Raw genomic sequence first — 17,312 nt, forward strand, 5'->3', positions numbered from 1 at the left:
CCCAGCGGGTCCCCACTCCCCCACCGGAGGAAGCAGTGAACCTCAAGCGTCTGTCCCCCCTCGGCGGCGTCGCGAAGGGGGCCCGGCTGATCGCCGTGGCCTCCGCGCTCCTGGCCGCCTCAGCGCTTGCCGCACCCACCTCGTCCGCGGCGACGGGTGAGACCGCCCGGGCCACCAGCAGCCAACTCGCCGCGACCAGCGACGCCGTGCGCGTGGCCGACGTGGCCGGCACCGCGTGGTACACCGACCAGGCGACCGGGAAGATCGTCGTGACCGCCGACTCCACCGTCTCCGCCGCCGAGATAGCCAAGATCCGAAAGGCGGCGGGCGACGGCGCCACCTCCCTGGAGATCAAGCGGACCCCCGGCACGTTCAACAAGCTCATCGCCGGCGGCCAGGCGATCTACGCCGGCGGCGGGCGCTGCTCGCTCGGCTTCAACGTCCGCAGCGGCTCGACCTACTACGCCCTGACGGCCGGTCACTGCACCAACATCGGCAGCACCTGGTACACCAACTCGGCCAACACCACGGTGCTCGGCACCCGGACGGGCTCCAGCTTCCCGAACAACGACTACGGAATCATCCGCCACTCCAACGCGTCGGCGGCGGACGGCCGTGTGTACCTCTACAACGGCAGCTACCGCGACATCACCGGCGCCGGAAACGCCTACGTGGGCCAGTCGGTCCAGCGCAGCGGAAGCACCACCGGCCTGCGCGGCGGTACGGTCACCGGTCTCAACGCGACCGTCAACTACGGCAACGGTGACGTCGTCTACGGCATGATCCAGACCAACGTCTGCGCCGAGCCGGGTGACAGCGGCGGCGCCCTGTTCTCCGGCAGCACCGCGCTCGGCCTCACCTCCGGCGGCAGCGGCAACTGCTCCAGCGGCGGGACCACGTTCTTCCAGCCGGTGACCGAGGCCCTCAGCGCGTACGGCGTGAGCGTCTTCTAGTCCCGGCGTCACCGCAGGATCGGCAGAGCTCTCCATCCGGCGCACAGCACCTCGCGGGCACACGGGCCGGCGGTCCCTCAGGGACCGCCGGCCCTCCGCACGTGGAGCGGCGCCCCCGCGCCGTGGGGATCCATCCGGTGGGCGGGTGCGGGATCGATCCGGTGGGCGGGTGCGGGATCGATCCGGTGGGCGGGTGCGGGATCGATCCGGTGGGCGGGTGCGGGATTCTCAAGGCGACGGCCGGGTGTCGTGGCCGACGAGGTGGAGGAAACGGTCGGGCAGCGCGTGCAGCCACCCTGCGCGTTCCGTGGCGATCTCCCTCAGCCGTGCGTGGTCGCTGCGGGCGACGAGATGGCCCATGTAGCGCTCGTTGAAGTGGGCGTACTCCTGGTGCAGGGTGCGCAGCGCCTGTGCCACCCTGCGCTCGGGTGCGCCGACGAGCCGCCCGAGAGCGGCGGTGTGCTGCTTCCACCGGCCTTCGACGGCCTGGCGGAGGAGGCGGTCGAGTTCGCCGGCCCGGACGATGACCCGCAGCAGTTCCTCCGGCTCGAGGCCCAGGGCGTCCGCGAGCAGCAGGGTCTGCCGGTCGGTGCCGCGCCAGTGGTGGTCCTCCTCGGCGCGGGCGTAGTCCCGCGCGTCCATGCCGATGCGCTGGGCCAGCCGCTCGGCGGTGAACTGCCTGGCCAGGCGATGCTCGCGCAGAGATCTCGGCCGCAGGGCCATGAGCTCCGGTACGGGGCACCACAGCGCGTCGGCCAGGGCGAACAGTTCCGTCTCCGAGGGCGCCACCGCCCCCGACTCCCAGGCCATGACGGCCTCCACCGGACGGCGCACGCCCAACTGCGCCATGGCGGTGACGACCTGTTCCGGGGTCAGGCCGATGCGGAGGCGGGCGGCCCGGGCCTGGATGGGAGAGAACGGAGGGTGGGACACGTACGGATCACCTCGGTGGGCGGCTCCGCGGGGCAGCGGCTCCGCGGAGCGGGAACGGGGTCAGCGGGCCGTGGCGGTCTGCGGACCCGTCCCGTCGTCGTACGAGGCGAGCCCGTCCCAGTCGATGTCCTCCCGTTTGCGACGGCTCTCGAAAACGTGGAAGAACAGGTTCAGCAGGACCGCCGTCAGCGTGCCGAGGGTGATGCCGCTGCCCAGGACGGCCCGCACCTCGGTGGGCATGCGCTCGAAGAAGGGCGCGACGGCGGTCGGCAGCATCGCGGCGCCGAGACTGACGGCCAGGACGAGGGCGTTGCGTTCCTCCCGCAGGTCGACCTTGGCGAGGATCTGGATGCCGACCGTGGCGACCATGCCGAACATCGCGACGGCGGCGGCGCCGAGCACGGGATGCGGGACGGAGGCGACCACGGCGCCGGCCTTCGGCACCAGGCCGAGGAGGATCATGAAGACTCCGGCCGCGACCACGACGAACCTGCTGGTGACGCGGGAGATCCGCACCAGACCGATGTTCTCCGCGAAGGCCACGTACGGGAAGGAGTTGAAGACTCCGCCGAGCACGGTGGCCACGCCGTCGGCGCGCAGCGCACGGCTGACCGTGTCACCGTCGACCTTCCGGCCGGTGATCTCGCCCATGGCGTACACGTCTCCGGTGGTCTCCACCATGGTGATGAGCATGACGACGACCATCGCGAGCATGGGGAAGACGGAGAAGTGCGGAAGGCCGTAATGGAAAGGCGTGCTGACGCCGAGCCAGTCGGCCTGGTCGACCGCCCCGAGGTCGGCGTCGCCGAGCAGCCAGGCGACGGCGGTCCCGCCGACCAGTCCGAGCAGGACCGCGACGCTGCGCAGGAACGGACCGCCGAACCGCACCACCAGCAGGATGAACAGGAGCGTCCCGCCCGCGTACGCGAGGTGGGCGGGGTCTCCGTAGCGCGGGCCGCCCATCAGCGCCGCGCCACCGCCGACGTCCTGGAGCGCCACCGGGATGAGGACGATGCCGATGACGGTGAGGAGGGTGCCCGTGACGATCGGGGGGAAGTACGCGGCGAGCCGCCCGGCGAACGGGGCGAAGAGGAAGGCCGCGACACCGCCGGTGATCACGGCGCCGTACACCACCAGCAGTCCGGCGGTGCCGCCGCCCGCTCCCTGGCCGATGGCGATCATGGGAGAGACGGCCGTGAAGGTCGCGCCCTGGACCAGTGGCAGCCTGGCTCCGATGCGCCAGAACCCCCACGCCTGAATGATGGTGGCGATGCCGGCGGTGACCAGGTCGGCGTTGATGAGATAGACCAGCTCCTGCCGCGAGAGTCCGAGGCTGTTGCCCAGGATCACCGGCACCAGCACCGCGCCGGCGTAGAACGCCAGGACGTGCTGGAACCCGTAGAGAGCGAGCGTGGGGAGCGGAAGGACCTCGTCCACCGGATGCGGGGTGGTGACGGGTCGTCGGCGCGAGGCCAGTGGTGCCATCTCTGCCTTGCCTTGAGGTAGGTGAACGAGAGGGAGTGCGACGCCGGGTCGCGGGGAGAGCCTCGAAAGGGGGCATCCGGGCGGCCGCGCGGATCAGGCGGTTCACCGGCTGGCCGGCACGGGGTTACCGGTGCGCGGCCAGGCGTCCAGACGTGGAGGCGTGAGGGGGCCACGGGGCGAAAGGGGCCCGGGCCGGAGTCAGATCCTCGCGGACGGGCACACCCCCACGCAAGACCATGGACCATGTTTCTGAAGGAAAACCCTTCGGTAACTTACGAATCCATGGCCGCAGGTGACATGGGATACGGATTTCGTTGCTCACGGCAGTTACCACGAGAACGCCACCGACTCTTGACGACCGCCGCGCACCCTCACATACTTGCGGCCGAATCGATGGCCAAATCGATTTGGCTCCCCGTCCAGGGCCGGATCGCGGCTGAACCCGACGTGTCGAACGCCGATCGGAGCTCGAACGTGTCCCGTCCCCGCCAGACCCTTTCCGGTACGCAACAGCCACCGGCGCCGGAGTCCACCGACCCCACAGCCCCCGGCGAGCCCGGTCAACTCACTGACCCCACCGACCCCACGGCCCCCGGCGAGCCCGCTGACCCCGCCGACCCCACAGCCGTCCATCCCGTCGACGAGTCCCGCCCCTTGGGCCGGATCCTCCTCTTCGGGATCCAGCACGTCCTCGTCATGGCGGCCACGCCGATCTCGGCGATCTTCCTGATGAGCGCCACCCTCCGCCTCGACGCCGGTCTGACCGTCGACCTGCTCTCCGCGGCCTTCGTGCTCTCCGGCGTCGGCTCCCTGGTGCAGTCGCTGGGGCCGTGGAAGTTCGGTCCCCGGCTGCCGTTCGTGATGCTGCCGGGCGGCGCGCCGCTCATCCTCTTCCTCGCCATCGCCGAGCAGCACGGTCTGCCCACGGCCTGCGGCGCGGTCATCCTGACCGCCCTCTTCTACTTCGTCGTGCTGCCCGTCTTCTCTCGGCTGCTCGCCTTCTTCCCGGCGCTCGTCATCGGCACGATGATCGTGATCGTCGGCGTCAACCTGGTGAAGGTCGGCGCCGTCCTGGTCACCGGCCGCCCCGGCGAGCCGGGTTTCGCCGACACCACCAACCTCATGCTCGGCATGGCGACGATCGGATTCACCGTCGTCTTCTACCTGCTGTTCACCGGCATCCTGCGCCAACTCGCCGTCATGCTCGGGCTTCTCGCCGGGACCGCGCTGGCGGGGGTCCTCGGCCACATCGACGCCGGCCGCGCCGCCGAAGGCGGCCTGTTCAGCCTGCCGCAGCTGATGCCGTTCGGCTCCCCGCAGTTCAACCTCCTCGCCGCGCTGCCCCTGATGCTCTACAGCCTCGCCTCCATGGCGGAGGCCACCGGCCAGACCGTCATCAACGCCGAGGCCGTCGGCAAGAAGATCGACCGGCGCACCGCCGTCCCCAAGACCATCCGCGGCGACGCGCTGACCTCCCTCTTCGGCGGCTTCTTCGGGCTGCCGCTGATGGTGACGAGCGGCGAGAACATCGGGATCGTCCGCGTCACCGGGGTACGCAGCCGCTACGTCACCGCCGCGGCCGGCCTGATCCTCATCGCCATCGGTTTCCTCGCCCCCGTCACCCGCGCGATCAGCGTCATACCGGCGGCGGTCATCGGCGGCACGGCCATGGTCGTCTTCGCGGTCATCACCGTGCTCGGGGTGCAGATGCTCGGCCGTTCCGACCTCGACCAGCACACCAACACCTTCATCTGCGCCGTCGCCCTCGCACTCGGCCTGCTGCCCATCCTCATCCCTGGGGTGTACGCGGGCTTCTCGCCGAACCTCCGGATCCTCCTCGAAAGCGGTGTCGCCGTCGGCGCGTGCGTCGCCGCCGTCCTCAACATCCTCTTCCACCACGTCAGGCCGGGCATCGCCGCCCGCCTGGCCACCAGCCGTACGGAAAGTGACCGATGAACCAGCTCACCCGCGAGCTCCTCGACGGGCCCGGCCCGCTCCTCCTCGTACCGGACGCCGTGCTGTTGCCCGAAGGGCCGGCCGAAGGCTTCGCGGTCGTCGTCGCCGACGGCTCGTTCCAGGCCGTGGGCCCCGTGGAGGAGCTCCGGCGCACGCACCCGCACCTCGACGGCGTACGGCTGTCCGGCCAGTTGCTGATGCCCGGCTTCGTCGACGCCCACCATCACCTCACGCAGAGCTTCGGCTCCGCGCTGGCCTTCGGTGAGCCGTCGGAGATCTTCCGGCGGGTGTGGGTGCCGCTGGAGGGCGCGCTGGACGAGGAATCCGCCTACAACGCAGCCAAGTTGGCGGCACTGGAGGCTCTGCGCGGCGGATTCACCACGGTCGCCGACGCGGGCACCCGCGCCGCCGTGGACGTCGATGTCGTCGCCGCCGCCGCCCGCGACGCCGGAATCCGGTGTGTTCTCGGACTCGTCTGCGACGACGCCTCCGTGACCGACGCCTCCACAACCGACGCCGAGGACCGCGGCTCGGCCGTGCTCGCCGAAGCGGAGGAGCACCTCGCCCGGTACGACGGCGACCCGCTCGTCCACTCCTCCCTCGCCGTCTCCATCCCCGAGGCGGCGACCTCCGCGACCCTGCGGCGCGTCGCCCGCCTCGCCGCGGAAGCCGGAGCGACCGTACAGATCCATGTCAACGAGCACTTGGCCGCCGTCGAACGCTCCCTGCTCCGGCACGGCCTGCGCCCGCTCGAATACCTGCACCACATCGGCGCGCTCGGCTCCCAACTGCTCGCCGCGCACGCCACCCTGCTCACGCCCCGCGAACTGAGCCTGCTCGCCGACACCGGAACCGCCGTCAGCTACAACCCGGTCGCGAGCGCCTGGAAGGGCAACGCCGTCGCACCGGCCGTGACCATGGCCGAGCGCGGCATCCGTTTCGGCCTCGGCACCGACGGAACCCGCGGCGACGGATTCCGTCTGGCCGAGGCGGCCGAGTTCGCCCAGCGGATCACGTACGGCCTCGCCACCGGCGACTCGTCGTGCGGCGCGGGCTGGACCTGGCTGGAGGCCGCCACGCGCGGCGGCGCCGACGCCGTCGGCCTCCGAGCCCGTACCGGCGCCATCGCCGAGGGCCTCGCCGCCGACTTCCTCGTCGTCGACGTGACGAACCCCGAACTCGCGCTCTCCTGGGACGTGCCGTGGGAGCTCGTACGGCGCGGCAACCGCGACCAGATCACCGCCGTGTTCGTCGCGGGCCGGATGCGGTTGTGGCGCGGCCTGCCCACCACCTGGGACGGCCCCGCGCTCGTCCGACGCGCGGTCGAGCTGGCCCACGAAGCCGTGGAACGCGCGCCCATCACCCGCGTGCACCCCACCTCCACGGCGGCACGGGCGCGGAGCACCGCCCCGTGAGCACCGAGACACTGGCCGTCCTCGCCGTCACCGTGGCCGTCGCCGCGTTCGTGCAGGGCAGCAGCGGGCTCGGCTTCGCGCTGATCGTCGCACCCGTGGCCGGGATCCTGGATCCCGGCCTGCTGCCCGTGTTCGTCCTGGCGTCGATGATCCCGCTCAACGTGTACGTCGCCTGGCGCGAGCGCGCCTCGCTCGATCTGCGCGGGGCGGGCTGGATCACCGCCGCGCGGCTGGCCGCGACACCCGGCGGACTGGCGCTGCTCTGGCTGATCCCGGACCGCAGCCTCGGCCTGTTCGTGGGCATCGCCACCGTCCTGGCCGCGGTGGTCAGCCTCGCCGCTCCCGCGTTCACGCCCGGCCGGGCCGCCTACGTCGGCGCGGGCGCGGTGACCGGGCTGACGGAGACCGCCACCGGCGTCGGCGGCCCGCCACTGGCCCTGGTGTACCAGCACCGGCCACCGGCCGAACTGCGCTCCACCGTCGCCGCCTGCTTCCTCGTCGGCGAAGTGGCCTCGCTCGTCCTGCTGTTCGCCGCCGGGAAGGGGCAGCCGGAGGACCTGGGCCTGGCGGTGGCACTGCTGCCGGCCATCGCCGCCGGCGCGTGGCTGAGCCGCCTGGTGCACCACCGTATGGACGCCCGCAGAATGCGACTGTTCGTGCTCGGGTTCGCGCTGGTCTCCGGGCTCGTGCTCATCGTGGGTCTGTGACCCTCAGCGAAGAGGCACGCGCGATCACCCGGGGCGCGGGCGCGGGGACGGTCGCCGCGGCGGCCGTCCCCGCGCCGCGCAGCCGACCGAGGAGCAGCTCCACCGCGTCGGACGCCGCCCGGTCCAGATGGAGATCGACGGCCGTGAGGGGCGGCTCGCAGGTACGGGCCCGCAGCCCGTCGTACCGGGTGACGACCATGACGTCGTCCGGTACGGCGCGCCCGCTGTCCCGGATCGCCCGGACCGCGCCGACGGCGAAGGCGTCCACCAGCGCGCAGACGGCGTCGATCCCGGGATGCTGGGCGAGCAGCTCCGCGCAGCGCTCGTAGCCTGCCTCTTCGCCACCGGCCTCGGGGGCGGTCGCCACGATCGGCGTCCAGCCGTACTCCGCGGCGACGCGCTCGTACGCGGCGCGCGCGTCGACCGACGAATGGCGTCGTCCCGCCCCGATGACCAGCGCCGGCCGCCGCGCGCCCTGTTCCCGCAGATGGGTGAGGAGCAGTTCGGTGACGAATTCTCCGCGCAGATCGACGTAAGGCGCCGCCTCGTCCGGCGACACGGGCCTGCCCAGCGCCACGTAGGGAAGCCCGCGCTCCTTCAGATGGGCCGCCGCGGCGTCGTTCACATCCGGCTCGACGACGATGGCCCCGTCGATGTCGACGGAGTGGAGACCCGAACCGGACTCCACGGGCGGTACGAGCACCAGCGCGTAGCCGTGCAGCAGCGCGCTCTCGGCGGCAGCGGCGGCGATCTCCATGTAGAAGCCGAGCCGGGAAGGCCCCGCGGCCACCGCGAAGGGCATGGACGAGGCGAGCGCGATGGCCTTGGCCTGGCCCCGCCGCAGCCGCTGAGCCCGCAGGTTGGGGCGGTAACCCAGCTCGGCGGCGACCCGCTTGACGCGCTCTCGGGTCCGGGGGTCGACCTTTCCGAGCCCGTTGAGGGCGTGGGAGACCGTCGTGCGCGACACCCCGGCCGCACTGGCGACGTCGGCGATCGTCGGTGGTCTCGACCCGGACCCGGTAGTGGGCATCTGCCGTCGCTCCTCATGCCTCGGAACAGGTGACGCCACCATCTTCGCCGACCCGGGCGGGGCCGAGGAGGCTGGGTCCGACGGTCGACCGGCCCGCTTCGCTTCCCGTCGTCCCGCACGGTGACGGTGTGGACGACACACGTCCGCCCGGGCAGCACGGGGCTGCCCGGGCGGAGACGGCCGTCAGGCCGGGTTCCGGTCGGCGACGTCAGACGCTGTCCGGCGCGCTGGTCGTCCTGGTATGGCGCAACAGGGCCGAGCCCGCCAGGGCGATGACGGCCGCGGCACTCAGCACCGCTGTGGCCTTCGCCCACGCGAACGTTGCACCGAGACTGCTGTTCAGCAGGTCGACGGTGCGGGCACTGGCGAGGACGTGGAGCGCGATGATGCCGACGGCGAGCCCCGCGGCGGCGGCCCAGACCATCAGGGTGTCCCGTACCGCGAGCCAGATGCCGCACAGGAGGCAGAGGATCGTGACGACCAGGGTCAGCGTCTCCGCCTGCCCACCCGTCCCCATACCCGCGAGGTCCGTGGGCAGATGGATGAGGCCGCAGGCGAACATTGCGATGGCCGCCGGCCAGCGGAGCGCCGACCGCACCGCCGGAGAGGGGGCGTGGCTCCCCGGACCGGACGCCAGCGCGCCGTCCAGGGTGGCCGACCACTTCGCGGACCCTCGCCGCGGCTTGGCGGCGGCGCCGATGACGGGGACGGCTTCCTTGCCGGCCTGCACACCGTCGTCCTGACCGGCCCCGGCCTTCCGCTCCTCGGCATCCCCGCCGCCGAGGGAGCGCCAGTCGCTGCTGTCGGTGCCGAGGATGCTCACGAGCTGCACGACATCGTCGATCGGTCGGCCCACGGCCGCGGCGCGGAGCGTGGTTCCGGCCTGATGAAGGTCGTACCCCGACGCGTTGAGCAGCGCGAGCAGCTGCCGCACCTCGTCCAGGGGGCGGGAGACGGCGGCCGCGCGGAGCGCCACGTCGGCGGGGCTGGACAGGGCGCCGGTCTGCTTGAGCCGCGCGACCAGCGAGGCGACTTCCTCCACCGGGCGCTCGGTCGCCGCCGTCCGCAGGAGGGTGTGTATCGCTTCGTCACCGGTCTCGGCCTCGGACTCGCCCTCTGCCCCGGCGACGGTCTGGGACTCGGCCACGGTCTCCGTCTGAGTCTCGCTCTGGGGCTCGGGCGCGGTCTGCGTCTGAGTCTCGCTCTGGGGCTCGGGCGCGGTCTGCGTCTGAGTCCGGGGCTCGGCCTGGGGCTCGGATACGGCCTGAGTCCGGGGCTCGGCCTGGGGCTCGGATACGGCCTGAGTCAGAGTCTCGCTCTGAGGCTCGGCCACGAACTGAGTCCGGGGCTCGGCCTGAGGCTCGGACGCGGCCTGCGACCGTGTCTCGGCCTGAAGTTCGGCCACGAACTGAGTCCTGGGCTCCGCCTGAGGCTCGGCCACAGTGTGCGACCGGGTCTCGGCCTGAAGTTCGGCCACGAACTGAGTCCGGGGTTCGGCCTGAGGCTCGAACGCGGCCTGCGATCGTGTCTCGGCCTGGGTTTCGACCGGGGGCTCGGCGGGCGCCTGCGCGGCGGTGATCGGTTCCACCGGCGGCTCGTATCTCTCCGGCGCCACCCGTGGGGCTTCGGGGGCGGACTCCGGGCAGGGCGCTGCGGCCGACGCCGTCCACTCCGGCACCACCGGTGGGGCCTCGGGGGCGGACTCCGGGCAGGGCGCTGCGGCCGTCGCCGTCCGCTCCGGCACCACCCGTGGGGCCTCGGGGGCGGACTCCGGGCGGGGCGGTGCGCCCAACGCCGTCCACTCCGGCACCACCGTGGGGCCTCGGGGGCGGACTCCAGGCGGGCCGGTGCGGCCGTCGCCGTCCACTCCGGCACCACCCGTGGGGCCTCGGGGGCGGACTCCAGGCGGGCCGGTGTTGCCGTCGCCGTCCATCCCCCGGCCTCCTCGGGGTGCTTCGGGCCCAACGGTGCCGCCGCCACGACCGGGACAGTGGGGGGAGCCGGAGGCATGGCAGGAGGTATGGCGGGAGGCGTGCTCGGCGGGGCGGGGACGTACGGGGTCTTGGGAGCCGGGTGCGGGGGGACGGCGAACCCGGGATCCGGCGTGGTGGCGGGCCCGGCGGTCCGATCTGCGTCGTCTTCCGCCGGATGGGTGTGGAAGGGGTCGGGGGTCATCGCGGGCTCCGTTCGTGGAACATCCGGTAGGCGTCCACCGTGGCTGTCTCGTGATACGCCAGAGAAGCGCACACTTGATGACAACTACTGCGCACTTCGCCGCACTGTGCCATCCGAGGACGGCCCCGCTGGGCCGACGGAGCGAAAAGGACATCCGGTCGGCGCGGCGACTCGCCCCCTCCGGACCGGAGGGGTGGTGACCGGCCGGCCCGGCGCCTCCCGGTCGTCGACGACTCGCCCCCAGCCGCGGGCCCTTCCGGACAGCGCCCCGCACGCGGGGTTCGAACGGTCGCGGGACCTGGTTCAAAACAGTCGCGGAACCAGGTGACTTCCTTCTCCTCGGGGCCGGGTTGGCTCCGGGCGCGCCGGCGCGCCCGGCCTATTGACGCGTCCATGGCGAACTCTTAACGTGGCAAGCGCTTTCTAGGAAAGCGCTTTCTATCTCTCGTGTCGAGAGCCGCACCCCTGCCTGCTTCGCAGGCGACCACACGGAGAAGGACGAGGCCCCATGAATCCGAGATCACCGCTCTCCTTACTGGCATGCTCCGCCTTGGCGGTCGGCACGTTCGTGGCGCTGCCCAGCGCCACGGCGATGGCCGCGCCGGTCCGCTACGAGGCCGAGCGGGCACCCGCCACCTGCGACGGCACCATCGACTCCGACTGGACCGGCTATTCCGGCAGCGGATTCTGCAACGGAAGGAACGCCGTGGGCGCGGCGGTCCAGTTCACCGTCGACGCGTCACAGGCCGGCACGGCGACGCTGAAGGTCCGTTTCGCCAACGGGACCACCACCGTACGGCCGGCGAACGTCACGGTGAACGGCTCGGCGGCCACGTCCACGTCGTTCGCGAGCACCGGCGCCTGGGGAACGTGGGCGTCGCAGACGCTGACGGTGCCGGTGAGGTCGGGCAGCAACACGATCCGGCTCAGCCCCACCGCGGCGGGCGGCCTGCCCAATGTCGACGCCCTCGACATCGAGGTGAGCGGGGGCACCACCCCGCCGTCGGGCACCGCCCTGTACGTGGCGCCGAACGGCAGCGACGGCGCGGCCGGTACGGAATCGGCCCCGACGACACTCACCTCGGCCATCAGCCGCGTCACTCCGGGCGGAACGATCTATCTGCGCGGCGGGACCTACCGCTACTCCCAGACGGTCACCGTCCCGGCGGGCAAGAACGGCACGTCGAGCGCCCGCACCATGTTGTCCGCCTACCCCGGCGAGACTCCGGTGCTCAACTTCTCGGCCATGACCGAGGACCCCGCCAACCGTGGGCTCGCGGTCAACGGCTCGTACTGGCACGTCAAGGGCATCGTCGTCGAACGTGCCGGTGACAACGGGATCTTCGTCGGCGGAAGCCACAACGTCTTCGAGCGTACGGTGACGCGCTTCAACCGTGATTCGGGGCTCCAGCTCTCGCGGATGGCCTCCACCACCCCGCGCGACCAGTGGCCGTCCCACAACCTCGTCCTGAGCGCGGAGTCGCACGACAACGCCGACTCGGACGGCGAGGACGCCGACGGCTTCGCGGCGAAGCTCACCGTCGGCCCCGGGAACGTCTTTCGCTACGCCGTGGCCCACAACAACATCGACGACGGCTGGGACCTCTACACCAAGACCGACACCGGTCCCATCGGCACGGTGACCATCGAGGACTCCCTCGCCTACGGCAACGGCACCCTCTCCGACGGCACCGTGAACGCCAACGGCGACCGCAACGGCTACAAGCTCGGCGGCGAGGACATCGGGGTCGACCACGTCATTCGGCGCAGCATCGCCTACCGCAACGGCAAGCACGGGTTCACCTACAACAGCAACCCGGGCAGGATGTCGGTGTCGAACAACATCAGCATCGACAACGCCCAGCGCAACTTCTCGTTCGATGCCGGGACTTCGGTGTTCCGCGACAACGTCTCCTGCCGCGCGGGCAGCGGCACGAACGACAGGACCGTGGGCGACGTCGACGGCTCCAACCAGTTCTGGCTGGGATCGAACGGTTCCCGCTGCTCCTCGTACGCGGGCGCCCTGGGCTGGTCCTTCGCCTCGGACGGCCGCCTCGCCGTGACCTTCGGGGGAAGCCGGTGAGCTGACCGCGGGCGGAGACCCGGTGGTGTCTCGCCGATCTCGCGCCGGCGCGTCCCCCGGCGGGATCGGCGAGCACCCCACCGGCGGGACACCCTAGGGAAGGACGCGCACCTGGGCGTCGGGGAGCTTGGCCCACCAGTGGCCGTAGCGGCTGTAGACACGGGGGTCCCGGTCGGCCAGGAGCGTGGACAGGGAACGCGCCTCGGCGGCCAGTCCGTCCCACGTGTGGGGTGGGAGGTCGTGGAACGCCGTCGCCTCGATCCCGCCCTCGACCGGGCGCCATACGCCGGCGACATGGCCGTCGACCAGCAGGGTGGGAAGGACGTCTCCGTTGCTGCGGATCACCAGACGGCGATAGGCCGGGGGGATCATCCGGCCGCGGTCCGCGTACGCGAGCAGGGTGCTGTCCCACATCGCCATGAGGCGGGGCGGGGCCGGGGCGTCCGCGGGCGGGCGCGAGGCGCCGGGGACGTCGAACAGCGCGGTGCCGTCGGGCCCTTCGAGGCGCTCGACGGCACCGTCGAGCGCACGGAGCGCCTCCCGGACAGGCGCTCTTCGCACCATGGCGAACTGGGCCACGTCCGCGACCGACGCGGGCCCGAACCCTTCCAGGTAGCGCAGGACGAGGGTCCGCAGCGCCCCCGGCGCCGAGGCCCGTCCCGGGGTGGGTATGAAGCCGGTGGGCGCGGCGACGTAGGACGGCCGGAGGCCGAATGACCACGGCCCGCCCGTCGGGGCGTGGTGCAGAGGGGCGTAGGCGCGTAGCCCCCACCACGCCCCGGCCTTCTTCTCCGCGCCGAGCCGCTGTTCGAGCCTCGCCTCCATCTCGGCGCCCGTCCGCGGCCGCTCGGCGAACGACAGCAGTTCCAGTACGAGTTCGTCGCCGTCCGCCGGAGTGAGCCCGGAGGCGGTGAAGCGGGCGCCGAGGCGCGAGGCGTACAGGGTCGGCTGCATCGCCTCACGGAACGCCTGGTAGTCCTCGGTGTGGACGGCGTGCAGGGTGATGCGCATCAGCGTCGCCTTGACCACCGCCCCGCGGGTGAAGGCGGCGTCCAGGTCGGCCGGATCGAAGCCGGCGATCCGGTTCCACAACGCGACGTAGGGCGAGGGAGCGTGCTGTGCCTGCAGCGCTACCACGCGACGAGTCGCGTCGAGGACGCTCAACGGCTCGCGATCCAGCAGCAGTTGGCGACTGAGGGTGGCCCGGTTGAGTTCGCGGGCGGTGATCTTCACGGTGGGGATTGTGACGTGGACCGGCTCGGACCCGCCAGCCTTGCCGTCCGCTCCGTGACGGGCCGGCCATCCGGGCCGCGCCTCGGACGCACGGCATGAACCGTCTCCCCCGCCGGGCGTACCGGAAGGCGCGTCAGGCGGGCGCCCCGCGGACAGTGGGGTCCGCCGCCGGTAGTCGCGCGCAGCGGCGACAGGCACGGGCGGAGGCCGCCACGGAGGCGTGTGACGCGGCGGCGAGCACACCGGCGAACGCGAGCAGGGGCCAGTTCGTGGCCAGGAGCGCGGCCGTGAGGAGCGCGAGGACGGCTACCGCCATCGCCACGCTGGCGGTGGTACCGGCCCATGCGACCGCCAGGGGCAGCCGGTGCGGCGTGGGCAGTCGACGGGCGAGCGCGCCCGTGGCGGCCAGCGTCACCGCGGCGAGCAGGGCGGCGAGCGTGGCCACTCCGGCCAGATGGGCGGCCAGCAGTTGCGCCATGCCGGGCAGTTGCCAGGCCTGCGACGCCTGTCGGCTCTGCTCGTGACCGGCGACCGCGGCCAGGTACCAGCAGGCGATCAGGAAGGGGGCGGTCAGGACGACGGCCCGGGCGGTGTGCCGGGCCTGAGCGACCGTCAGTTCCCTTTGGCAGCTGGGGACGAGCTCCTCGGCGGCCCCGAACTCGCGTACGGCTCGGCGGGCCGCCTCATGTGCGGTTGTCCCCTCGTCGGTGTACGCCGCCACCGTGTCCTCGAGGCCGTCGCGAATCTCCTGGATCATCCGGGACTTGGCACGGGCCGGTCCGTGCAGGGCGGCCGTCAGGACCGCCACGTACTCCTCGACGGGGCCGGCTCGCCGGCCGGTGGCGTTCATGTGGCGAGTCCGGGCGGCGTGGCGGGGTTCAGGACCGAGCCGATCGCCGCGGTGAACTCGCTCCAGGCCGTGCGCTCGCCGGCCAGGGTGTGCCGCCCGGCGTCGGTGAGTTCGTAGCATCGCCGTCGCCGCTCGCCGACGGATTCCCAACTGCTGCTGAGCAGCCCGAGCCGCTCCAGCCGGTTCAGCGCCGGGTAGATCGTCCCCGTACGCAGCTCCAGCGCGCCGCCGCTGCGCTGCTGGACCGCGGCGATGATCGCGTACCCGTGCAGCGGGCCGGGCTCGAGCACGGCCAGCAGCAGTCCGTCCAGGTGCCCTCGCACCGCGTCTGCCCTCATGAGTAGGCAGCCTACACAAAGCCACCGTAGGCAGTGTATGTATTGGCAGCCAACGTATTCATCTCCGACTCGGAGGCCCTCGTGACCAAGGTGCTGTTGTCCGTCCATGTGCTCGTGGCGATCCTGGCGGTCGGGTCGATCACCGTGGCGGCCTCGATGTTCCCGCGCTACGCGCTCCAGGCGTCCGGGGGCGAGGACGCCGACGGCAGGGCCGCCGGGGTCGCCGCCCTGCTGCACCGGATCTGCCGCGGTTACGCGGTCGCGGGTCTCGCCGTGCCGGTCTTCGGGATCGCCACCGGCGCCTCCCTCGGCGTCCTCACCGACGCCTGGCTGATCGTCTCGCTCGTGCTGACCCTGATCGCCGCGGCTCTCCTCGCCGCCGCCATCCTGCCCGGTCAGCGGAGCCTGCTGGCAGCGGAGCCGGGCTCGGCGACGCAGGACGGACCGCGTCGCGCGGCGGCCCGGCTGACCATGCTCACCGGCGTCTTCAACGTGCTCTGGGCGATCGTCGTCATCCTGATGATCGTCCGCCCCGGCTCGACGACGGGAGCGTGACCCCCGTGCGTACGCTGCGGATCGCCGCCGGCGCCGAAGCCGCCTCCCTCGCCGTCCTGTTGGGCAATCTCCTCACCACGCACACACAGGCCGTCTCGGCGCTGATCGGACCGCTGCACGGCACGGCCTACCTCGCCGTCATCGCGGCCGCCGCGATGATCCCGGCCGCCCCGCCGGGCACCCGGTGGCGTGCCGCCGTCCCGGGAGTCGGCGGGCTGCTCGCGCTACGACGGATCGGAGACCGGTGCCGAGCGGGCGGACCTCCGCGGCCCGGGGCGATGTAGGCACCGGGCGGCATCGCGGGAGCGGGCACTGGGCAGGGATCAGGCGCCGCGCAGGAGCGGGCGCCGGTCAGGGGTCGCGTCACGCAGGGGCGGGCGCCGGCCGGGCTCAGGCGTCGGCCGGGGCCGCCCATTCGACGAACTGGACGATGACGCCATTGGGGTCGGTGACCTGGAAGAGGCGCTCACCCCACGGCTCTTCGCGCAGCGGCATCGTGATCTCGACGCCCTCGGCCCGGAGCCGCTTCTCCTCGCCCTCCAGTCCCGTGACGGTGAAGGCGAGGATCAGCCCGGAAGCACGCTGGTCGCGCTGGTCGGCCGGCAGCACGTCCGTACCGCGGCGCAGCAGGACGATGTCGGCCGCGGCGTCCTCGCGGGTGAGGGAGGCGAAGCCGTCGGCGGCCGCGGCCTCCGTGTAGCCGAGGTGCGTGGTGAAGAACGCCTGCGACGCGGCGACGTCGTCGACGGTGAGGGAGACGGTCGTGGTGGAGATCTGCATGGGGCTCCTTGCCGTACGCGGTGCATGGGCTCGTCGTAAACTTGCTACCGACGTAAAGTTATGCCGATCTCTGATCTATCGTCAAGATATTTTTACTACGAGAGTAAGATTTGCTCATGCCCGCCGAGACGAGGACCGACGTACGCCCCGCAACGAGCCCCGCGCCGGGTGCCGAAGCAGGGGGACTGCGGGAGTCCAAGAAGCGCGAGACCCGACAGCTGATCTCCGACCACGCCACCAGGCTCTTCGTCGAGCGGGGCTTCGAGCGGACGACGATCGCGGAGATCGCCGCCGCCGCCCGCGTGGCCAAGAAGACGGTGACGAACTACTTCCCGCGCAAGGAGGACATGGCGCTGGACCACCAGGAGGAGTTCGTCGCGAGCCTGGCGCACACCGTCGCCGCCCGGAAGACCGGTGAGTCCGCGCTCGCGGCCCTCCGCCGCGCGTTCCAGGCCTCCGTCGCGGCGCAGGATCCCGTCGCCGGTTTCGCCGGTCCGGAGTTCTCCCGCATGGTCGCCGAGAGCCCCACCCTCTCGGCCTGCCTGCGCGGCCTGCACGACCGGCGCGAGGAGGCGCTGGCCGGCGCCCTCGCGGAGGCCACCGGCGCCGACGCGGGCGCCATCGCGCCGCGAACGGCCGCCGCCCTGCTCGGCGGAGTGCACCGCGTTCTGTTCACGCGCATCCAGGAACTCACCCTCGCGGGACGCGAGAACCCCGAGATCGCCGCGATCCTCGCGGAGGAGACCACTCACGCCTTCGACCTCGTCGAGCCGGCACTCGCCGACTACGCGCTCGGCTGACCCCGGCGCCTCCGCCGGC

General features: G+C 72.2%; 16 protein-coding genes. 8 read left to right on the forward strand and 8 right to left on the reverse strand.

Going from position 1 to position 17,312, the window contains the following annotated elements:
• Positions 1–35: 35 nt before the first annotated feature.
• Positions 36–953, forward strand: coding sequence for a S1 family peptidase (locus ABZY12_RS23630; RefSeq protein ID WP_356893443.1), 918 nt, complete (start codon positions 36–38; stop codon positions 951–953).
• Positions 954–1,181: 228 nt separating this feature from the next.
• Here the strand turns inward: ABZY12_RS23630 and ABZY12_RS23635 are convergent, their stop codons facing one another.
• On the reverse strand, positions 1,182–1,886 hold the full coding sequence (locus ABZY12_RS23635; RefSeq protein WP_356893445.1) for a helix-turn-helix transcriptional regulator: 705 nt from the start codon (positions 1,884–1,886) through the stop codon (positions 1,182–1,184).
• Positions 1,887–1,946: 60 nt separating this feature from the next.
• The gene (locus ABZY12_RS23640; RefSeq protein ID WP_356893447.1) at positions 1,947–3,371 is read right to left on the reverse strand and encodes a nucleobase:cation symporter-2 family protein; all 1,425 of its coding nucleotides are present in this window, start codon (positions 3,369–3,371) and stop codon (positions 1,947–1,949) included.
• A 474-nt stretch (positions 3,372–3,845) separates the two neighbouring features.
• Between ABZY12_RS23640 and ABZY12_RS23645 the strand changes: the two genes are divergently transcribed.
• The 3 genes from ABZY12_RS23645 to ABZY12_RS23655 are packed head-to-tail and all read left to right on the forward strand — an operon-like array spanning position 3,846 to position 7,449.
• A complete protein-coding gene (locus tag ABZY12_RS23645; RefSeq protein ID WP_356893449.1) occupies positions 3,846–5,327 on the forward strand; it encodes a uracil-xanthine permease family protein in 1,482 nt (493 codons plus the stop codon).
• Positions 5,324–6,742, forward strand: a complete 1,419-nt coding sequence (locus ABZY12_RS23650; RefSeq protein ID WP_356893451.1) for an amidohydrolase family protein — start codon at positions 5,324–5,326, stop codon at positions 6,740–6,742. The genes ABZY12_RS23645 and ABZY12_RS23650 overlap by 4 nt, the downstream gene beginning before the upstream one ends.
• Complete coding sequence (locus ABZY12_RS23655) at positions 6,739–7,449, forward strand: sulfite exporter TauE/SafE family protein (RefSeq protein WP_356893453.1); 711 nt, start codon at positions 6,739–6,741, stop codon at positions 7,447–7,449. The genes ABZY12_RS23650 and ABZY12_RS23655 overlap by 4 nt, the downstream gene beginning before the upstream one ends.
• On the opposite strand, the gene ABZY12_RS23660 is transcribed toward ABZY12_RS23655, so the two are convergent.
• Positions 7,433–8,479, reverse strand: coding sequence for a LacI family DNA-binding transcriptional regulator (locus ABZY12_RS23660; protein WP_356893455.1), 1,047 nt, complete (start codon positions 8,477–8,479; stop codon positions 7,433–7,435). The two genes, ABZY12_RS23655 and ABZY12_RS23660, sit on opposite strands and share 17 nt — an antisense overlap.
• Before the next feature lie 208 nt (positions 8,480–8,687).
• Complete coding sequence (locus ABZY12_RS23665; RefSeq protein ID WP_356893457.1) at positions 8,688–9,626, reverse strand: hypothetical protein; 939 nt, start codon at positions 9,624–9,626, stop codon at positions 8,688–8,690.
• Positions 9,627–11,162: 1,536 nt separating this feature from the next.
• Between ABZY12_RS23665 and ABZY12_RS23670 the strand changes: the two genes are divergently transcribed.
• Complete coding sequence (locus ABZY12_RS23670; protein ID WP_356893459.1) at positions 11,163–12,737, forward strand: CBM35 domain-containing protein; 1,575 nt, start codon at positions 11,163–11,165, stop codon at positions 12,735–12,737.
• A gap of 93 nt (positions 12,738–12,830) precedes the next feature.
• On the opposite strand, the gene ABZY12_RS23675 is transcribed toward ABZY12_RS23670, so the two are convergent.
• The 3 genes from ABZY12_RS23675 to ABZY12_RS23685 all read right to left on the reverse strand — a co-directional run bounded on the left by ABZY12_RS23675 (position 12,831) and on the right by ABZY12_RS23685 (position 15,158).
• Positions 12,831–13,970 carry a winged helix DNA-binding domain-containing protein gene (locus ABZY12_RS23675; RefSeq protein ID WP_356893461.1) on the reverse strand — a complete coding sequence of 380 codons (1,140 nt, stop codon included), beginning with the start codon at positions 13,968–13,970 and terminating at the stop codon, positions 12,831–12,833.
• Positions 13,971–14,103: 133 nt separating this feature from the next.
• Entirely contained in the window at positions 14,104–14,820 is a 717-nt protein-coding gene (locus ABZY12_RS23680; RefSeq protein ID WP_356893463.1) for a permease prefix domain 1-containing protein, read from the reverse strand.
• Positions 14,817–15,158, reverse strand: coding sequence for a helix-turn-helix transcriptional regulator (locus tag ABZY12_RS23685; protein ID WP_356893465.1), 342 nt, complete (start codon positions 15,156–15,158; stop codon positions 14,817–14,819). The genes ABZY12_RS23680 and ABZY12_RS23685 overlap by 4 nt, the downstream gene beginning before the upstream one ends.
• Before the next feature lie 81 nt (positions 15,159–15,239).
• On the opposite strand from ABZY12_RS23685, the gene ABZY12_RS23690 reads away from it, so the two are divergent.
• Positions 15,240–15,713, forward strand: coding sequence for a hypothetical protein (locus ABZY12_RS23690; protein WP_356893541.1), 474 nt, complete (start codon positions 15,240–15,242; stop codon positions 15,711–15,713).
• Between the two features lie 5 nt (positions 15,714–15,718).
• The gene (locus ABZY12_RS23695) at positions 15,719–15,997 is read left to right on the forward strand and encodes a hypothetical protein (protein ID WP_356893543.1); all 279 of its coding nucleotides are present in this window, start codon (positions 15,719–15,721) and stop codon (positions 15,995–15,997) included.
• 106 nt (positions 15,998–16,103) lie between these two features.
• Here the strand turns inward: ABZY12_RS23695 and ABZY12_RS23700 are convergent, their stop codons facing one another.
• Positions 16,104–16,493 (reverse strand): VOC family protein, encoded by a 390-nt coding sequence (locus ABZY12_RS23700; RefSeq protein ID WP_356893467.1) that lies wholly within the window; start codon positions 16,491–16,493, stop codon positions 16,104–16,106.
• A 116-nt stretch (positions 16,494–16,609) separates the two neighbouring features.
• Here ABZY12_RS23700 and ABZY12_RS23705 point away from each other — a divergent pair, with 116 nt between their 5' ends.
• Positions 16,610–17,293 (forward strand): TetR family transcriptional regulator, encoded by a 684-nt coding sequence (locus ABZY12_RS23705; protein ID WP_356893469.1) that lies wholly within the window; start codon positions 16,610–16,612, stop codon positions 17,291–17,293.
• Positions 17,294–17,312: the final 19 nt, after the last annotated feature.

Origin of the sequence: Streptomyces sp. NPDC006551, assembly GCF_040611675.1 — a bacterium.
GTDB lineage: Bacteria > Actinomycetota > Actinomycetes > Streptomycetales > Streptomycetaceae > Streptomyces.

Coding starts and splice junctions, on each gene's coding strand:
- ABZY12_RS23685 (WP_356893465.1), bottom strand. CDS start 15,158: ATGAGGGCAGACGCGGTGCGAGGGCACCTGGACGGACTGCTGCTGGCC.
- ABZY12_RS23650 (WP_356893451.1), top strand. CDS start 5,324: ATGAACCAGCTCACCCGCGAGCTCCTCGACGGGCCCGGCCCGCTCCTC.
- ABZY12_RS23640 (WP_356893447.1), bottom strand. CDS start 3,371: ATGGCACCACTGGCCTCGCGCCGACGACCCGTCACCACCCCGCATCCG.
- ABZY12_RS23705 (WP_356893469.1), top strand. CDS start 16,610: ATGCCCGCCGAGACGAGGACCGACGTACGCCCCGCAACGAGCCCCGCG.
- ABZY12_RS23670 (WP_356893459.1), top strand. CDS start 11,163: ATGAATCCGAGATCACCGCTCTCCTTACTGGCATGCTCCGCCTTGGCG.
- ABZY12_RS23660 (WP_356893455.1), bottom strand. CDS start 8,479: ATGCCCACTACCGGGTCCGGGTCGAGACCACCGACGATCGCCGACGTC.
- ABZY12_RS23700 (WP_356893467.1), bottom strand. CDS start 16,493: ATGCAGATCTCCACCACGACCGTCTCCCTCACCGTCGACGACGTCGCC.
- ABZY12_RS23680 (WP_356893463.1), bottom strand. CDS start 14,820: ATGAACGCCACCGGCCGGCGAGCCGGCCCCGTCGAGGAGTACGTGGCG.